12 protein-coding genes are annotated in these 15,407 nt (G+C 69.6%); 6 read left to right on the top strand and 6 right to left on the bottom strand.

Annotated features, from left to right (window positions below):
* Positions 1-53 precede the first annotated feature (53 nt).
* Positions 54-788: an immunity 49 family protein gene (locus tag BLU09_RS30535; protein WP_167371195.1), complete on the top strand. Its 735-nt coding sequence runs from the start codon at positions 54-56 to the stop codon at positions 786-788.
* An 8-nt stretch (positions 789-796) separates the two neighbouring features.
* On the opposite strand, the gene BLU09_RS30530 is transcribed toward BLU09_RS30535, so the two are convergent.
* The 4 genes from BLU09_RS30530 to BLU09_RS30515 all read right to left on the bottom strand — a co-directional run bounded on the left by BLU09_RS30530 (position 797) and on the right by BLU09_RS30515 (position 5,751).
* Positions 797-3,331, bottom strand: coding sequence for a TIGR02270 family protein (locus BLU09_RS30530; RefSeq protein ID WP_167371194.1), 2,535 nt, complete (start codon positions 3,329-3,331; stop codon positions 797-799).
* 75 nt (positions 3,332-3,406) lie between these two features.
* Positions 3,407-3,871 carry a DUF4150 domain-containing protein gene (locus BLU09_RS30525; RefSeq protein ID WP_090493726.1) on the bottom strand — a complete coding sequence of 155 codons (465 nt, stop codon included), beginning with the start codon at positions 3,869-3,871 and terminating at the stop codon, positions 3,407-3,409.
* A gap of 116 nt (positions 3,872-3,987) precedes the next feature.
* The gene (locus BLU09_RS30520) at positions 3,988-5,025 is read right to left on the bottom strand and encodes a DUF2169 family type VI secretion system accessory protein (RefSeq protein WP_090493724.1); all 1,038 of its coding nucleotides are present in this window, start codon (positions 5,023-5,025) and stop codon (positions 3,988-3,990) included.
* A gap of 99 nt (positions 5,026-5,124) precedes the next feature.
* Complete coding sequence (locus tag BLU09_RS30515) at positions 5,125-5,751, bottom strand: hypothetical protein (RefSeq protein WP_090493722.1); 627 nt, start codon at positions 5,749-5,751, stop codon at positions 5,125-5,127.
* A gap of 175 nt (positions 5,752-5,926) precedes the next feature.
* On the opposite strand from BLU09_RS30515, the gene BLU09_RS30510 reads away from it, so the two are divergent.
* Genes BLU09_RS30510 through BLU09_RS30495 form a run of 4 tightly spaced genes read left to right on the top strand, consistent with a single transcriptional unit; the run spans position 5,927 to position 12,417 of the window.
* Complete coding sequence (locus BLU09_RS30510) at positions 5,927-8,794, top strand: FG-GAP-like repeat-containing protein (RefSeq protein WP_090493720.1); 2,868 nt, start codon at positions 5,927-5,929, stop codon at positions 8,792-8,794.
* Positions 8,791-9,564 (top strand): hypothetical protein, encoded by a 774-nt coding sequence (locus BLU09_RS30505; protein WP_090493718.1) that lies wholly within the window; start codon positions 8,791-8,793, stop codon positions 9,562-9,564. Before BLU09_RS30510 ends, BLU09_RS30505 begins: the two co-directional genes overlap by 4 nt.
* A gap of 7 nt (positions 9,565-9,571) precedes the next feature.
* Positions 9,572-11,239 (top strand): GH3 auxin-responsive promoter family protein, encoded by a 1,668-nt coding sequence (locus BLU09_RS30500; RefSeq protein WP_090493962.1) that lies wholly within the window; start codon positions 9,572-9,574, stop codon positions 11,237-11,239.
* The gene (locus BLU09_RS30495; RefSeq protein WP_090493716.1) at positions 11,236-12,417 is read left to right on the top strand and encodes an aromatic ring-hydroxylating dioxygenase subunit alpha; all 1,182 of its coding nucleotides are present in this window, start codon (positions 11,236-11,238) and stop codon (positions 12,415-12,417) included. The genes BLU09_RS30500 and BLU09_RS30495 overlap by 4 nt, the downstream gene beginning before the upstream one ends.
* 13 nt (positions 12,418-12,430) lie before the next feature.
* On the opposite strand, the gene BLU09_RS30490 is transcribed toward BLU09_RS30495, so the two are convergent.
* Together BLU09_RS30490 and BLU09_RS30485 are read right to left on the bottom strand one after the other, a co-directional pair.
* Positions 12,431-13,852, bottom strand: coding sequence for an ATP-binding protein (locus tag BLU09_RS30490; protein ID WP_186817759.1), 1,422 nt, complete (start codon positions 13,850-13,852; stop codon positions 12,431-12,433).
* 380 nt (positions 13,853-14,232) lie between these two features.
* Positions 14,233-14,709, bottom strand: a complete 477-nt coding sequence (locus BLU09_RS30485) for a hypothetical protein (protein ID WP_090493712.1) — start codon at positions 14,707-14,709, stop codon at positions 14,233-14,235.
* 271 nt (positions 14,710-14,980) lie between these two features.
* Here BLU09_RS30485 and BLU09_RS30480 point away from each other — a divergent pair, with 271 nt between their 5' ends.
* Positions 14,981-15,400, top strand: coding sequence for a 2TM domain-containing protein (locus tag BLU09_RS30480; RefSeq protein ID WP_090493709.1), 420 nt, complete (start codon positions 14,981-14,983; stop codon positions 15,398-15,400).
* The last annotated feature ends 7 nt before the right edge of the window (positions 15,401-15,407 follow it).

The following is a 15,407-nucleotide window of genomic DNA, read 5'->3' as shown; positions in this document are numbered from 1 at the left end:
CGTGCACTCACCTTGAAGCTGGAACAGTCAGCGGGGGCTCGTCGATGCTGAAGATGGACTTCATTCGCGAGAATGCGTTTTTTGCGGTTGAGGAGCTGGAGAAAGGGCTGAAGCAGCCGCTCACAGCGATCCAGCGAGAGACGCTGCTGACGCGGCTCTCTACGTACCTTCGCATCGCCGCCATCAGCACCTTGCTGGTGGAGGCGGACACGCTCGCCTTCCAGCGATGCCTGCGTCAGTCCGCCACCGCTCGCAGGGACTTGCTGGCCGAAGCCCAAGCGCGTTCAGACGCGACTCCAGGGCGGTTCGCGTGTGCCAGCCGCACGGAGCCGCTGTTCGATGCGCTCGCCGCGGGCGAGGCCGGCCTGGCGCAGGAAATCGCCCGGCATTCGCCCCGCCAATGGTCGGAGAAGGACGAGTTCGAGGATGACTTCCGTTACGCGGACTTCCTCCACGAACTCCTGCTCGCGGGAACCCAGGGGCTCTCCGCTGGGGCCGAGCGTGCCCTCTCCGCTTTCCAGCAGTGCTCCGCCGACACGGGCTCCACGCGGCTCGCCGTGTGCGAAGCCCTCGCGTCAGCGGACCAGAACGCGTTCGACCTGGCGCTGGATGAGTTGCTGGTTGAGCGGGCCCAAGAGTTCAAGGACGCGGGCGTGCCGTCCCACCCAGAGCGCTTCCAGACCGAGCGCCACATCTTCGTCGAGGGTCTCGCCCTGCTCCGGTTGGCGGAGGGCCGGCAATTGCGGACCCACCCCGAGTACCGGATGCTTCCTCGGCTCGCGCGCTGACGTCTGCCTCAGCGTGCGGAGGGCGGGCGCAGGTGGAAGGCTGCCCGCTCCCCGTTCCATCCCCAGAGCCAGGTCAGGACGCCTGACGTGGGCAGGTAGCCCCTCGCGAACCCGCGTGCCGCCATGCAGACCGCGACGGCACCGGTCGCGGCGCCCAGCCCTCCCCACACATCCGCGGGGTACCAGGTGACAGCCTCCTTCAGGGGCGCGCTGTTCAGCCGTAGCTGCGCGTAGCCCCAGTCCTGCGCTCGGGGCACGGTGCCGTCGAGGTCCGCGATGACGAGCCCCGTCGTCTGGCCACGGTCCTCGAGGCTCCCGAGCACCTCCGCGATGACGGAGGACAGGGCCACGCCGACGTGCGGCTTGCCTGCGAACAGGTGCTCGGGTTCGGAGGACGCAGCCATGGCGTCGACGTAGGCGACGGCCGGCGTGCCGCGGCGAGAGGCCGCGTCCGCGAGTTCCAGGAGCACGAAGGCCGCGCCCTCACCAGGCATCAGCCCGGTGGGCCGCTCACGCGTCTTCAGCATTCGGAGCGCGTCCAGCGCGTCCAGCCACTCGAGCTCGACGATGCTGTCGATGCCTCCCACGATGCATCGGTCCAGCGCGCCGGACCGCAGCGCGCGTTCCGCGGCACGCATGGCCGTGACGAAGCCGGGGGAGTCTCCGAAGAAGACGGCCTGCTGGGTGACGCCCCCCGGTACGGCGGCCTGCGCGAGCAGCCGGGGCAGGAGTGTCTCGGCGTAGCGCTCGCGAAGTGTCTCGGCGAGCAGCGGCGTTTCGTCGAAATCAGAGGAGGCATCAGCGTCCTCTGCCTCGCCGTCGGGCTCCGTCTCTTCGCTGGCGGCCTGTCGCTCCTGTCGCTCCGCGGCCGCCAGGAGGAAGCCACTGGGAAGGTTGAGGAAGATGCCCGTGCGCGGCCCCGCCTGCATGCCGGAGTGGTGTTGGAGGTCCGCCAGGGCAACCGTCCCCAGCCGTACCAGGCGCCCCACGCCCGCGTACCCTTGCGTGAGGTGCGGGATGGCATGCCCCGTCACGGGGAGCGACTCACCCGAGTCCTCGTCCACGAAGGTGAGGTCCTCGAGCCCGTCTGGCCGGGCCACGCCCACGCGAGCGGCCGCGCAGCTCCCCACCACGCCATCGCCCAGCGACGACACCATCCCAAGGCCCGTGATGGCGAGCGCACCCGGTGGGGGCGGGCGCTGCCAGACCACGCGCTGGAAGAGTGCGTCCGCTTGAATGGGGGACTCGTCAGCCAGGACGGCCGACGGCGAGAAGGCGCGGAATGGCCCCAGCGGCAATCGCCCCTGCAAGCCCGCCTTCGCTGCCTGGAGTGTCTTCCATTGCCTCGGAGCCCAATCGCGGACCCGAAGCTGGAATGCGCCCTGGCTCCGGATGGCCAGCTCGAGCGCCAGTGCTGAGCGTCTGCGCATGGGGCCCGTCATCAGGGCATCGAGGAGCGTCTCGGTGCTGAAGGGCTTCCCGCCGAGGTATCGGACCTGGGGCGAGAAATCCTTCTGGACCTGCTGCCACCAGTTCGCCACGGCTCCCGGCGCAGGCACGGGGAGGGCGTGCTCAGGGCCCAGGGGCGGCGCTTCTTCATCTTCGGGTGTATCGGGGGTCCAGGGCTCCGCCTCCGACACGAACGGTCCGGTGAGGACGAGGCCGGTGATGGCGCAAAAGGCCTCCGCCGCCACCTGAGAGACCGACTCGTCCTTCATGGCCTCCAGGAGGGGGCCCACGGCGGCGACGCGCCCGCTGAGCCCCAGCGCCCAGAGCGCCTCTTTTCGCAGCGCTGGCTCCTGGAGTGCCTTCAGGAGCAGGTCCAACTCTTGAGGGTCGCCCCCCATCGCGAGGAGTGCCGCGGAAGGTCCCCAGCCTGCATCCTTGCGACGGACGGCGTCGACGCAGTGGGGCCATGCGGAGCCGTGGCCCAGACGCAAGGCGGTCTCCAGCGCCGTGTTGCGAACCTCCGCGTCGTTGGACTCCAGGGCTCGTTGAAGCGCGGCGCGTTCCAGCCGGGAAGGGACGCGACGGGCGGCGCGCAGTCCCGCCTGGGCCAGGGCGCTGTCCTTCGACGTAACGGCCTCATCCAGTTTCCGGGAGGGAGCCGTCCCCCACGCCGTCAGGATGTCGAGCACCCGTGCCTGCACGGCGGGGGCGCTTTCATCGAGCAACGCGAGGAGTTGGGGAACAGCGCGAGGGCTTGGGTGGAGCTCCAGCGCCCATGCGGCTCCGTGGCTCGAAGGATGGGCACCGCCTTCGTCCGCCAGCGTGGAGAGCACGGCGCCGAGGTGTTCCTGCCCGGGCTGTGACAGGAGGACGCTGGCGGCACAGGCCACCTGCTCCGGCTCGTCCGACGACAGCGCTGGCAGCAACAACTCCCGGGTGACCCGAGGACCACCGAGCAGCAACGCGTCCAGGCACGCGAGCAGCCGTTGCTCGGGCCCTGCTTGGATTTCCTGCAGGGAATAGTCGGGGGCGAGGAGCCCTTGCTCACGCAGCGTCCAGAAGAAGGACGCGTCCGCGAGGAAGTCTCTGGCCATGTCCATCCGAATGGATGCGTCGTGCCGCTCGGAGGGAAGGGGGCTACCGGGAGGAGGTGACATCGTGGCGCGTTGTTAGATGTCTTCTTCGCAGACAAGGCACTGGGGCTTGCCTTCATTGCCACCCATGGCGATGACGGGCCCCTGCATGACGGGGAACGGCGGCGTGTTCTTGTCGTTGTGGAGCATCAGGTCGAAGGCGCGCGCCACGTTTTTCCCTTCGAACTTCACGTCGAAGGAGAAGTTGACGAACTCCGCCTTGCCCTTCGTCTTGCTGGAGGCCACGCCCCCGCCCGCGGTGCCGGCTTCGTCGCCGGTGCTCATCTTGAAGTTGGAGTCCTTCACGCACACCGGGTTGCCGGCCACGGAGACCTTCTTCGTGCCCTTGTCGGTGTCGGAGGACTGGGCCACGTTGGGGTAGGGGATGGGCACGGGCCCGGCCGGGCTGGGTGTCTTGCAAACATCCGGGAAGGCCACGGTGACGCCGCCGCTGTCCTTCGTCACCACGGACATCTTGTTCACACCGGTATTGACCGCCATGCCAGTCACCTCCAGGGGAACAGAATACCCTGGCGGGGCCACGCGGTGCGAGCCAGGCCCCCGCGAAGCTGGAGCGCGGCGGCGCCGCTGGAGACATGTCCCTACGCAGGCTCCGTTCAGGCCGCCTTGGGCGCGCGCGCACCCTGGGCGGTGACCTTCAGGCCCCGCACATCGTGGAGTCCCTCGGCCAGGGTGACGTGTCCACGCCAGAGGAGCGTCACCTGCTCCTCATCGGTGTCCAGGGTCACGGTGTCCAGGTGCATGGGGGGCGTCGCGTCCTTGCCGCCCGCGAGCGTCACGATGACGACCGGCGCGGACTGTCCTGGGAGCGAGAAGGACAGCCGGCCCTTGGGAGAGGCGCCAGCGATGATGACCGGCTCGTCCCCCTTCAGGTAGCCGGGAGCGATGAGGCCCGGCGCGGCGGCGTTGAAGAACCGCCGGTCGAAGTCCTTGGGCAGCAAGGGCTTGCGCGTCTTGTTCCAGGCCTCGTCGTAGGTCCCGCCGTATCGGGCGCGAGGCTGCCAATGGGGAGACGTGAAGCCGAAGCCCGCGGGCACCACCTTCTGACCGAAGTGGCGCAGGGGCTCCGTGGCGGGGTCCTCCAGGTTGGGCAGCTTCAGCCCCTCCTCGAAGTGGCGAGGACTGGCGCGGAAGCCCACGCCCACGGGGTTGCGCGGCTCGAAGGCCGGCTTCGCGGTGTCTGTCTTGTCCCAGCCGCCGAAGGCGCGCTCCCACGTGAGCGGGATTTTGTCGAAGGGGAGCGGCTTGGTGGCCGTGACGTGCCCCATGCTCTTGAACCAGGTCCGCTCGCCCACGACGCGCACGGCCTTCTTCAGCGGCCCGACTTGAAGCGCCACCAGCGCCTCGGTGGCGCCTTTCTGGGGCGGGTAGGCATGGCCAATCAGCGCCACGTCCGTGGCCAGCTTGATGAAGGCGCTCTCGGGTTCGAACTTGTCGCTGGATTCGCCGGGCTTGCCCCAGGACTCACCGCTCCACGTCACCGGCGCCTGCGTGTCGGCGAGCTTCAGCCCGGAGGGTCCCATGGCATAGGTGGCCTTCACGACGAGCAGCAGCAGGGGACGCCCGTCCTCGTCGGCGAGGCCCATCATGTCGAAGGCAAAGGGCGTTTCGTTCTCGAGGGTGGGGTGTCCCATGGCTTTTCGACTCGGCGGGCAGGAGGTCCGGCTGCGCCAGCGCAGACGCGCAGTGTAGCAGTCATGCCCCAGGCTGTTCCGAGCGTGCCGTCACTTCGCCTACCACGCCCCCACCGCCAGCAGTCCCACGAGTCCCGCGAACAGGGGCACGTTGAGCGCAAGTGTCAGCCGGTTGATGCGGCGGAACCGGGCCTGCTCTTCGTCCGCGAACCAGATGCCGTCCTCGCCCGTGGTGCGTCCCTCCACGGCGTGGAAGAACAGGGCCGCGTAGGCGACCTCGACGAACAGGCTCACGAGCACCAGGCCCAGGAAGGCCAGGGCCCACAGGTCCTCGGGGCCGAGCACGCCCAGCCACCGCGCCCGGCCCCAGAACAGGCCGCCGAGCACCAGCGCGATGCACGCCACGTCATGGGCCACGCCATACGGAGGCCGCCAGCGCTTCACGCCGTAGAGCAGGTACAGCTCCGCCACGCCACGCAGCCACATGAAGGCGGCGAACGCGCCCAGCACGCCTCGCGCCTCCGCCGGCACCGCCACGTCCAGCGCCACCAGCGGGCACGCGAGGAACCACAGGAACACCGCGTAGAAGAGCCACGCCAGCTTGGGGCCGGAGATGCGTCCGCCGCGTGAGCCCTTCACATTCTGCGCGTGACGGAACCCGGCCGCCGCCACGATGCAGACAGCGGCCAGAATGGCGAGAAGGGCTCGGGTGTGCGGAGAGGGCATCGGAAAGCGCGCGTGCTGAAGGACCTGTGCCCGGAGTTTGCAATGCCCCGGGCATGGCATGGATGCATGGACAGGAGGGGCGCTTGCAAGCCCCTGACCTGATTGGACAGGGCGCGCTCCACGGGGCACGCTCCGCACGCGCGCGGCGACGCGCTTCGGCGGGAGGCGGGCTTCCATGAGCGTTGGTCCCGGGGTGAGCCCGGCTGCACAGGTGTACATCCCGCAACACACGGCGCCGCGCGTCGAGCGCTGGGGTTGGGTCTGGCCTCGTTGGAACGACCCGCGCCTGCCCTTCGCCTTCCTGCTGACGCTCTACGGCGTGCTCGGCTTCACCTTCTTCGGCTTCAACCGCAGCCCGTGGCAGATGGCCGCCATCGTGGTGACGGGCAGCGCGCTGGACGTCGCGCTGGGTTGGGGGCTGAAGCGGCAGAAGGTCGTCCCCCTGAGCGCGTACATCTCCTGCTGCTCGCTGGCGCTGCTGCTCAACTACTCGCATTCGAGCTGGCTGCTCCTCCTGCCGGTGTGGATCGCCATCGGCTCGAAGTACGTGCTCACCTTCCAGGGGCGCCACGTCTTCAACCCGTCCATGTTCGGCGTGGCCATGTCGCTGCTCTTCACGCGCGAGCTCATCACCGCCGCGCCCGCCTACCAGTGGGCGAACGGCGAGGTGGCCCTCTCCGCCTTCATCCTCATGGCGGCGCTGGTGCTGTTCTTCTTTCGGGTGGGGCGCGGGTGGCTGGTGGTCAGCTTCCTCTTCTTCTACGCGCTCCAGACGGCGCTGCGCGCCTATGTGCTCCGGCACCACCTGCCGCCGGAGGTCCTCTTCCTCGGTACGCTGGGTGCGCCGTCGTTCTTCATCTTCGTCTTCTACATGCTCACCGACCCGGCCACGTCTCCGGGCACGCGGCGCGGGCAGATCCTGCTGTCGCTGGCGGTGACGCTGGTGGACCTGGTGCTGCACTTCAAGGAGAGCGTCTACACGTTCTTCTATGCGGCCCTCACGTGCGCCACGGTCCGCTTCCTCTTCGTCCACGCGCGAGCCGCCTGGCAGCGCGGGTTGCGCGAGTCGCTGAGCACGCTGGTGTCCTCCGGCTGGCTGAAGCGCGCGGCGGTGGTGGGCGGGCTGGGAGGTCTCATGGTGGGTGGCTACACCCTGGCCGCCACGCCCGGCGTCCGGACCACGCCGCTGGACTTCCGCATGGAGCGCGTGGAGGCGCGGGCCGCGGGGCTCGACTCCACCATGGGCAACACGCTCGAGGAGCTGGACCCACGGCTGGGGCATGTCGCGAAGTGGCTGGTGGCGGTGGGGGATTCCGTCGCCGTGGGGGACTACGACGGGGATGGCCGGCCGGACCTGTTCCTCACGCACCCGCTGGCGCGGCCCGAGGACCACGCAAGCCTCTATCGCAACCTCGGCGACCTCCGCTTCGAACGGGTGCCCGTGCCCGCGCTGGAGCGCTTCGCCACGCGCTACAAGGAAGAGGGCCTGCCGGGCGGCGGCACCTTCGTGGATTGGGACGGTGACGGCGACCTGGACCTCGCGGTGGCGGTGGCCTTCGGGCCCGTCCGGCTGCTGCGCAACACGCTGCGCGAGACGGGCACGGCGGGCTTCGAGGACGTGACGGAGGCCGCGGGCGTGACGGACCACGCGGTGAGCCTGGGCCTGACCTTCCTGGACTATGACCGGGACGGGCACCTGGACCTCTTCGTGCTCAACGTGATGACCACGCACCTGCCGGGCTACGAGCCGCCGGTGCCGCTCAACCTCTTCCGGCTGCCCGAGCCCGAGCACCCCGACGACCGCCGCATGTTCCGCTTCATGCATGACGGCTGGCACAACGCGGCCAACGGTGGGCTCAACGCGCTCTATCGCGGCAAGGGAGACGGCACCTTCGAGAAGGTGGACATCGCCGCGATGGGCATGCCGGAGACGCACTGGTCGCTGGCGGTGAGCACGGTGGACTTCAACCGCGACGGGTGGACGGACCTGTACGTGGCCAACGACTTCGGGCCGGACGACGTCTACCTCAACGAGGGCGGCAAGCACTTCCGCCGCGTGGCGGGCCGGCTCTTCGGCGAGATTGGAAAGGACACGTACAAGGGCATGAATGCCTCCGTGGCGGACTTCGACCGCAACGGCTGGTTGGACCTGTACGTCTCCAACGTCCATCACTCGCTCCAGGCGGAGGGCAGCCTGCTGTGGATGGTGGGCCCCGGGAAGGACGCCTTCACGCCGGAGTTCCGGGACGAGGCCACCTTCCGCGGCGCGCTCAACGAGCGGCGCTTCGGCTGGGGTGCGGCGGCGGGAGACCTGGACAACGACGGCTGGCCGGACCTGGTGCAGGCCAATGGCATGGTGGATGACCGCCTGGACGCGGCGCGGTGGCGCATCCCCGACGGCCAGCGCAAGGACTACTGGTACGTCAACCACAAGCTGATGCAGTCCGGCCCGGAGGTCCACACGTACGCGGACAAGTGGGGCGACATCCGGGGTCGCACCATCTATCCGAATGAAGCGCGCCGCGCGTACCTCAACCTGGGCGACGCGAAGCCCGGACACTTCGTGGACCTGGCGCGCGAGCTCGGGTTGGACGACCCGGACAACTCGCGAGGCGTGCTGCTCTCGGACCTGGATGGGGATGGCGACCTGGACGCGCTCATCACCAATCAGCACGGGCCGGTGTCGCTGTATCGCAACACGCTGCGCTCGGAGGGGCGCCAGGATGCGCACTTCGTGGGCCTCACATTGGTGGGGCATGGCGGGCGCACGCACCGGAGCGCGGTGGGCACCCGGGTGGTCGTCTCCTACGAGGAGGCGGGCAAACGCGTGGAGCAGGTGCAGGAGGTGGGGTTGATGGGAGGCTTCTCCGCATCGGCGGACGCCCGGCTGCATTTCGGGCTGGGCCGGTACTCGGGGCTCGTGACGGCGCGGGTGCACTGGTACGGGGGCGACGTGCAGGAGGTGTCGCTGTCGCCGGACCGCACGCATGAGCTTCGGCAGCCTCCTGACGCGGAGGTGTTGCAGGGGCGTGCCCGGCCATGATGTCGCCGCTCAAGGGTTCGACGGTGCGGCGTGATGCGCTCACGGAGGCGCAGCGTGGGCAGATGCTGGCGCTGATGCAGCTCTGCTACACGGGCGTGTCGCCGGAGCGCTTCGCCGAGGACCTGGACGCCAAGCAATACGTCATCCTCCTCCACACGCGGCGAGGCGGGGAGTTGGTGGGGTTCAGCACGCTGCGCGTCGCCGAGGAACTCGCGGGCGGGCAGCGGGTGGAGGTGGTGTATTCGGGCGACACGGTCATCCACCCCGACTGGTGGGGTCACAAGGTGTTGCAGGTGTGCTTCGGGCGCTTCGTGTTGTCGCGCAAGCTCCGCCATCCCCTGCGCCCGGTGCATTGGCTGCTGTTGAGCGCCGGCTTCAGGACGTACCTGCTCGCGGTGAACTACTTCCCCAGGACGATGCCTCGGCGGGACTGGACGCCGCCTCCCGGCCGCGCCGACTTTCTGCAAGCGCTGGCCGCCCGCTGGTTCGGCGCGCAGTACGACGCGTCGCGAGGCACGCTCCGTTTCCAGGGCGCGCACTACCGCGTGCGGGATGGCGTCGCGCCCATCGACCGCGCGGCGGCGCTGCACCCCGACATCGCCTTCTTCGCCGAGCGCAATCCGCGCCATGGCGAGGGCGAGGAGCTGGTGTGCCTGGTGGAGATTCGCTGGTGGGACCTCTTCCTGGCGCTGGGGCGCAGTGTGTCCGGACAGCTTCGCGGCTGGGCCCGGCGAGGGCTGCGGAACGCCGGTGTCCGCGTGGGGACGTGAGGCCGTCGTGAGTGCTTCCTCCCTGCCGCTGAGCGGCCTGCGGACCGTGCTCTCTCCCTCCGCGCTGCGCTTCTACCAGGCCTTGCGCCATCCGGAGGCCGCGCAGGCGGTGTGTCTGCAGCGGGTGCTTCGTTCGGCCGTGGGCAGCGTGCAGGCGGAGCGCATTCCTGGCTTCCACCGCATCCGCGACGCCCGTGACTTCCAGGCCGCCGTGCCGTGGGTGACACCGGACGCGCTGACTCCGGACGTGGAGCGCATCGCCGCGGGCGAGACCCGGGTGCTCACGCGTGAGCCGGTGCTGCGCTTCGAACTCTCTGGAGGCTCCTCGGGCGCCAGCAAGCGGGTGCCCATGACACGCGGGCTCCTGGCCGAGTTCCAGCGCGCCCTGGCCCCCATGCTCTTCGAGTTGCTCCACCGCCGGCCCGCGTTGCGCGAGGGCGCCAGCTACTGGTCCATCTCCCCACTGGCGCGAAAGCAGGCCCGCACGGCGGGCGGGATTCCCGTGGGCAGCGCGGAGGACAGCGCCTACTTCTCGCGCGTGCTGCGCCCCTTGCTGTCCCGCATCTTCGCGGTGCCTGGTGAAGTGGGGGCATTGCCGGATGTGGAGTCCTGTCGCTACGTGACGCTCTGGCATCTCGTCGCCCGCGAGGACCTGTCTCTCATCAGCGTGTGGAACCCCAGCTTCCTCACGCTCCTCATGGACGCGCTGGAGCGGCACGGGGAGCGACTGGCCGATGACCTGACGCGAGGGCGCTGCCGGCCGCCTGCGTCCGGCGCCGCGCACGATGAAGCCTCGATGCAAGCGGTGCTGGCCCGGATGCGCTTCTCTCCGCGCCCGGAGCGGGCCTCGCTGCTGCGTGAGGTGCTGCGAGGTGGCTGGAGCGCCCGCGCGCTGTGGCCTCGACTGTCGCTCCTCAGCATGTGGACGGACGCACAGGCCGCCCACGCACTGCCCGCCGCATGCCGCCGCTTTCCGGGCGTGGAGGTGCAGGGCAAGGGGCTGCTGGCCACGGAGGGCGTCGTCACCGTGCCCCTCTTCGATGCGCCCGCCCCCGTGCTCGCGGTGCGCAGCCACTTCTTCGAGTTCATCGACAGCGAGCAGCCCACCGCGCGACCGCGCCTCGCACACGAGCTGGAGCAGGGCCGCACGTACACGGTGCTGTTGTCCACCTCGGGTGGCCTGCTGCGCTACCGCCTGGGCGACCGGGTCCGCGTGGAGGGCTTCCAACACGCGACGCCCTGCCTTCGCTTCGTCGGCCGAGCGGACGCCGTTTGTGACCTGGTGGGCGAGAAGCTCGCCAGCACGCGCGTGGGGGCCGTGCTGGATGCCGTGCTTCCGGACTTCTTTGGCGGCGCGCGCCCCGGCTTCTCCATGCTGGCGCCCGAGTGGACTCCCGCGCCGTCCTACGTCTTGTTCCTGGAGACGGACGCCCCTGCCTCACGGCTCGCCGCCGCCGCGGAGGCCGTGGAGCACGCTCTCTGCGAGGGACACCACTACCGCTACGCGCGCGCCCTGGGACAGCTCGGTCCGGTGCGTGCCGTGCGCGTGGTGGACGGGGCTCGCCGCTATGAGGCTCGCTGCGTCGCGCTGGGCCAGCGCGCGGGCGACATCAAGCCCGTGGACCTGCACCGCCTGACGGGCTGGTCGGACCATTTCTCCGGAGCCTCCACATGAGACCGCCACTGCGCCTGCATTCGCGCGACACCTCGCCCACCCCCAACGTGGACCTGGAGGCCGAAGCCGACCTCACGCGCTGTGGCGCGCTGAAGGACTTCTGGTACGTCGCGTGTCTCTCCACTGAACTGAAGCCAGGCGAGCCTCTGGCGCGGACCCTCTTTGGCACGGGGGTGGTCCTCTTCCGTGACGTACATGGGCAGCCCACCGCTCTCCGGGACCGGTGTCTGCACCGCAACGCGCGGCTGTCTCGGGGCGCGGTCTTCAATGGCCGCATCGGCTGCCCGTATCACGGCTGGGTCTACGACGCGTCGGGCGCCGTGGTGGAGGTGCCCTCGTTGGGGCCCTCGCAGCGAAGCGAGTTGCTCGACGCCGACGCCTGCGCGCGGGAGGGACTGGCGACCGCGCCCTGCGCGCTGGGACGCCTGACGCGCTTTCCCACCCTGGAGCAGGACGGCCTCGTCTTCGTCTACATGGGCGGCGCCGAGCCCGCGCGGTCCGCGCCGTTCCGCGTGCCCTACTGGGACCAGGAGGGGTGGACCGTCTACTTCATGGTGACGCGCTTCCCGAACGGGGTGACGAACCTCGTCGAGAACTTCATGGACGTCCCGCACACGCTCTTCGTGCATCCGGGCTGGTTCCGCAGGCCCGCCAGCAAGCGAGTGCCGGCCACGGTGCGGCGCACGGCGGGCAGCGTGTTGGTGACGTACAAGCAGGCACAGGACACCGTCACGGGCCTGGGCCGGCTCTTCAATCCGCGCGGACTGCCGCTGCTTCACACGGACAAGTTCTACGTCCCCAATGTCACACGCGTGGACTACCTGTGGGGCGAGCACGGCTTCGTCATCAACTCGCAGTGCACGCCCATCGGGCCCACGGACAGCCTCGTCTACACGGCCATCAGCTATCGGTTGCCGGTGGATGTCCCCGGTGCGCTGGTGGGGCGCGCCATGATGCCGCTGGTGCGGTGGTACACGCGGCAGGTCATCCAGCAGGACGTGGTCATCATGGACATCCAGCGCGAGGCCCTGCTGGACGGCCCGGGTGGAGGCGTCTACTCCGGCACGGAGGCGGACCTGCACCACGCCGACATCGAGGCGTATCGCCGCTGGCTGCGGGAGGGCGGTCTGGGCTCGGGGCCCGAGGACGCCGAGCGCGACATGGCCTTCTGGATTTGAGTCCGCCGCCGCGCTACTGCGGACGGTAGGGCAGCTCCACGATGAAGGTGGCGCCCTGGCCCAGCTCGCTCTCCACGCGGAGGGTGCCGCCGTGCGCCACTACGACCTGGCGGGCCGCGTAGAGCCCCAGGCCCAGCCCTCCAAAGGCGCTCGAGGGAACGGCGCGTTCGAAGCGGTGGAAGATGCGCTCCTGGTGCTCGGGGGCAATGCCGATGCCGTGGTCTCTCACGAGGATGCGCGCGTGGTCCGGTGCGCCGTCCACCCGCACCTCGATGGGACGGCCCTTGCCGTACTTGAAGGCATTGACCAGGAGGTTGCCCACCACCTGCTGAATCCGCAGCGGGTCCCACACGCCTTCGATGGGGACCTCCGCCCTCAACTGGATGGGGCAGTCCGCCTCGGCCGCCGGAGTCATGGCGCGGGCAACCGTTTCCCGGACGAGCCGCGACAGGTCGAGCGGCTCCATCATCAAGGGCACCTGGCCCTCTCCTATGCGGGAGACGTCGAGCAACCCGTCGATGTGCGTGGCGAGCCGCTCGGTATGGCGGATGGCCTTGTCCAGCCGCTCCAGCAGGCGTCCGCCACCATCCTTCCGCGCTGCGGCGGAGGGGAGTGATTGGAGTTGGAGTTGGAGCGCGGTCAGGGGCGTCTTCAGCTCGTGGCCGGCCAGGGCCAGGAATTCATCCCGGCGATGGAGGGCCTCGCGCAGGGCCTGCTCCGCCTGTTGCCGCTGCTGGACTTCCGCCTCCAGTGCCTGGGCGCGCTGCTGGAGGAGGCTGACCTCTCGCAGCCGCCCTTCCGTATCCGCGAGCCGAGTGTAGCGCTCGGTGGGAATGACGTGTGCATGCGCCTTGCAGACATCGAGGAAGGGCCGCGCGTGCGCCGCCTGGCCGAAGTGGCCGATGGCGTAGGTGCACAGGAGGGACAGGGGGTACAGCACGCTGAGGTCATTCCACAGTGCCTCCAGCTCCACCGCCACGTCCGGCATCCCATCCAGGCAGAGGACATCCACCATCTCGCCGTAGGCGCGGACCTTGGCGCCGGGGCGCGCGGCCGTGAGGCTGTGCTCAATCACGGTACCGATGACTTCGCGGAAGCGCTCCCAGTCCGGGCGTCCCCCCACCATGAAGCGCGCGAGTGTCTCACGGGCGTCGAGCAGGGCGAGCTGCCCGCTCGCGATGACCGCCGCGGTGTCCACACCCGCGGCCACCAGCCGCGCGATGAGCTGCTGCCGGTGGCTCGCCTGGGCGATGATGATGAGCGGGTCTCCTCGTTCGAGCCCGCCCATGATGTAGGCCTCGACGATGTCGATGACGATTGCCTCGTCCTCATAGAACTGGACCGTGTGGGCATGCTCCAAGGGATACCCGACGGGGGTTTCGCTGGCTGGCTGCCGGTGGCTGCTCCCGAGAGCTGCGGCGTCGGATGGAGGCATCGTCCTCACCATGTGCGTGGGCGCCTCATTATTCTGTCGGGGCCTTTCGACGCGGAACGACCCCCGGGGGCAGTGGAGCGCACGGAAGCCGTCACTGGTGGGCTGGCGCGCTTGACTCGGGTTCACCGCTGAAAGGCGCAGGCGGCTGTCTGGGGCAGCAAGTTCCTGCAAGCGGTGGAGGCGCGTGGATTGAGCGCCTGGAGTTCGTGCACCGGCCGTCGTTCCGGGCAAGGGGGGGCCGCGCGATGCGCGCCACGAGTCGCTCACTACGGAGGAGGTGGACCGGCACGGCGTGGACCTGCTCCACTGCTGGGTTACGCGGATGCGCGACTGATGCGTCCACCCCACGGGGGCTGTCCGTGGGGCGGATGCGCTGGAGCCTATCCGCGCCGGGAGTTGCTCGCGGAGCGCCCGTGCATGGGATTGCCGCGGTTCCAGCGCGCGCGCTCCTGCCGCTCACGCTCCATGCGGGCGATGCGTTCCCGCTCCTGCCGCTCACGCTCCAGGCGGGCGATGCGTTCCCGCTCCTGGCGCGCGCGCTCCAGGCGGGCGATGCGTTCGCGCTCCTGCCGCTCGCGCTCCATGCGCGCGATGCGTTCGCGCTCCTGCCGCTCACGCTCCAGGCGGGCCAGCCGCTCCCGCTCCTGGCGCGCGCGCTCCAGGCGAGCCAGCCGTTCCCGCTCCAGCCGCTCGTTCTCCGCGCGATGCCGCGCGGCATCCACGCTGCCACCCCGTGCCCAGGCCTGGGTGTTGTTGGGGGCCTGGATTCCGGAGGCACCATGCACGCCCTGCGCGAGGACCGGGCTTCCGACGGACATTGCGATGACCACAAGCACCCGCATCAGCTTTCCACGCATGACTGCCTCCCGTTCATGGCCACCGTGGCCTTGTTTCGTCGTCTTGCTCCTTCTGACGGGAGGTCCCGGGAGGCATTCAGTCCCCTTCAATTACGGCTACGGCCGCGGGACGCGCCTCCCTGCCTCGGACGCGCGGCCCGGAGCGTCACTCACGGATAGAGCGACTTGAATCTGGCCCGGGCTTCCGTAGCAGCCGATTTCGATTTCCTGGTGGGCATGGGGGATTGCTTCTCTTTTCGTGGCGGATGCGCCGCGCTAGCGTCCCAGTCCCATGGCGGACACACGGCAGCGCAGTGCACCTCCGAGTTTTTCCCAGAACGAGGCCGCGGACATCATCCGTGAGGCCACGGCTCGCGCGTTGGCGGGCAAGGACGTGGATCGCTCGCTCACCCGGGAGGACCTGCTCGCCATGGCCCGGGAGATGGGCGTGAGCGAAGCCGCCGTGGAGAGCGTCATCTCCGCGCGCGCGGGACGTGACAAGGCGCAGCGCCGCATGCGCAGGGCCTACATGGGCCTTGCGTCACACGCGACGAGCTACACCATCGTCATGGGAGGGCTCACCTTCATCGACCTGTTTTCGGGGCCGGGCTGGTGGGTGCAGTACCCCGCCATCGGCTGGGGCATGGGACTGGCGTTCCATGCCATGGGCACGCTGCTCGCGGCCTTCAATCACGCGGACAAGCAGCGGTGAGCCGGCG

The sequence above is a fragment of the Myxococcus virescens genome, assembly GCF_900101905.1.
GTDB lineage: Bacteria > Myxococcota > Myxococcia > Myxococcales > Myxococcaceae > Myxococcus > Myxococcus virescens.
This window is presented reverse-complemented; position numbering and strand designations above follow the sequence as displayed.

Coding starts and splice junctions, on each gene's coding strand:
- BLU09_RS30535 (WP_167371195.1), top strand. CDS start 54: ATGGACTTCATTCGCGAGAATGCGTTTTTTGCGGTTGAGGAGCTGGAG.
- BLU09_RS30495 (WP_090493716.1), top strand. CDS start 11,236: ATGAGACCGCCACTGCGCCTGCATTCGCGCGACACCTCGCCCACCCCC.
- BLU09_RS30520 (WP_090493724.1), bottom strand. CDS start 5,025: ATGGGACACCCCACCCTCGAGAACGAAACGCCCTTTGCCTTCGACATG.
- BLU09_RS30505 (WP_090493718.1), top strand. CDS start 8,791: ATGATGTCGCCGCTCAAGGGTTCGACGGTGCGGCGTGATGCGCTCACG.
- BLU09_RS30490 (WP_186817759.1), bottom strand. CDS start 13,852: ATGCCTCCATCCGACGCCGCAGCTCTCGGGAGCAGCCACCGGCAGCCA.
- BLU09_RS30515 (WP_090493722.1), bottom strand. CDS start 5,751: ATGCCCTCTCCGCACACCCGAGCCCTTCTCGCCATTCTGGCCGCTGTC.
- BLU09_RS30485 (WP_090493712.1), bottom strand. CDS start 14,709: ATGCGTGGAAAGCTGATGCGGGTGCTTGTGGTCATCGCAATGTCCGTC.
- BLU09_RS30510 (WP_090493720.1), top strand. CDS start 5,927: ATGAGCGTTGGTCCCGGGGTGAGCCCGGCTGCACAGGTGTACATCCCG.
- BLU09_RS30530 (WP_167371194.1), bottom strand. CDS start 3,331: ATGGCCAGAGACTTCCTCGCGGACGCGTCCTTCTTCTGGACGCTGCGT.
- BLU09_RS30525 (WP_090493726.1), bottom strand. CDS start 3,871: ATGGCGGTCAATACCGGTGTGAACAAGATGTCCGTGGTGACGAAGGAC.
- BLU09_RS30480 (WP_090493709.1), top strand. CDS start 14,981: ATGGCGGACACACGGCAGCGCAGTGCACCTCCGAGTTTTTCCCAGAAC.